The sequence below is a fragment of the Pseudaestuariivita rosea genome, from assembly GCF_017592335.1.
Taxonomy (GTDB): Bacteria; Pseudomonadota; Alphaproteobacteria; order Rhodobacterales; family Rhodobacteraceae; genus Parasulfitobacter; species Parasulfitobacter rosea.
In genome coordinates this window covers 1-1,180 of record NZ_JACNMP010000081.1, presented here as the reverse complement: position 1 = coordinate 1,180, position 1,180 = coordinate 1, and the positions used below count along the sequence as shown (strand labels likewise).

Here is a 1,180-nt window from a genome sequence, read left to right as displayed (position 1 = left end):
TGTAAAGCTTCAGACTTGATCTGACGGACACCTCCGCTTGCGACGCTGAGGACGGTTTGAGCACTGTCCGATTGGTTGTGCGTTTTGATCGTCTTCTCGACAGCGATGTGTATCGTTTCTTGGAAGGTCTGCATAGGCGTTTTGCCGTAGCAGTATCTTCCGGAATGTGGTCGCTGCTCGTTGTACTTGGCGAGCCACGCGTCCAGATCGGTCTGCAATTCGTCTACAGAACGGTATAGCTTCTTGCGGAAGGCGATGTCGTAGAATTCGTCTTTGATCGTCCGATGGAACCGCTCGCAGATGCCATTTGTTTGTGGCGAGTTGGCTTTCGTCCTTGAGTGATCGATGTCCTCAACAGCCAGATAAAGCTGGCAGGTGTGGTTCTCGACCTTGCCGCAATATTCCGTGCCCCGATCCGTCAGGACGCGCAGCAAGTCGATCTTGTGCTCGGCGAAGAAGGGAATGACGCGGTCGTTCAGCAGGTCCGCCGCCGCAATCGCTGTCTTCTCGGTATAGAGTTTGCAGATCGCCACGCGGGCATAGGTGTCAACGAAGGTCTGCTGATAAATCCGGCCCACGCCCTTCATTGTGCCAACATAATAGGTGTCTTGTGAGCCAAGGTAGCCAGGATGGTGGCTCTCGATTTCGCCATGCGCCTCTTTCTTCTGTTTCGCCTTTTCAAGTGCGGCCATCTGTTCCTCGGTGAGCAGGATGCCTTCCTGGGCGGCGCGGGCTTCCAGAGCCTTGAGGCGCTTCTTCATGGTCTCCAGATCGTTGCGCAGCCAGATCGACCTGACGCCGGACGAGGACACCATGATGCCCTTCTGCTGCAACGCCCAACTGGCGCGTTTCTGGCCCAAGGCAGGGTTCTCAATCGCCAGCTTAATCACGGCGCGTTCCACATGCTCTGGCACGCGGTTCTTGAGGATGGGTTTCTTGCGGCTGAGATCCATCAGCGCCTCTTCGCCGCCCTGATCGTAAAGCTCTTTGAACCGGTAGAAGCTGTCCCGTGAATACCCCATCACATGGCAGGCCTGCGAAACAGACCCGAGCTGCTTGGCCAATTCCAGCAGCCCGAGCTTCGGTTTGATGATCTTCTCTTGAATGCTTGTCATTGATCGACACTCCTTCTTGCGCTCCATAAGAGCAGAAATGTCAGATCAAATCGTGTGCTTTACAC

The 1,180-nt window shown here is 55.2% G+C and carries 1 protein-coding gene; it reads right to left on the bottom strand.

All coding sequences use genetic code 11. The features are described 5' to 3' along the window. The coding region (locus tag H7848_RS19635; protein WP_237072871.1) for an IS481 family transposase at positions 1-1,115 on the bottom strand (1,115 nt) is incomplete at its 3' end. Between the last annotated feature and the right edge of the window lie 65 nt (positions 1,116-1,180).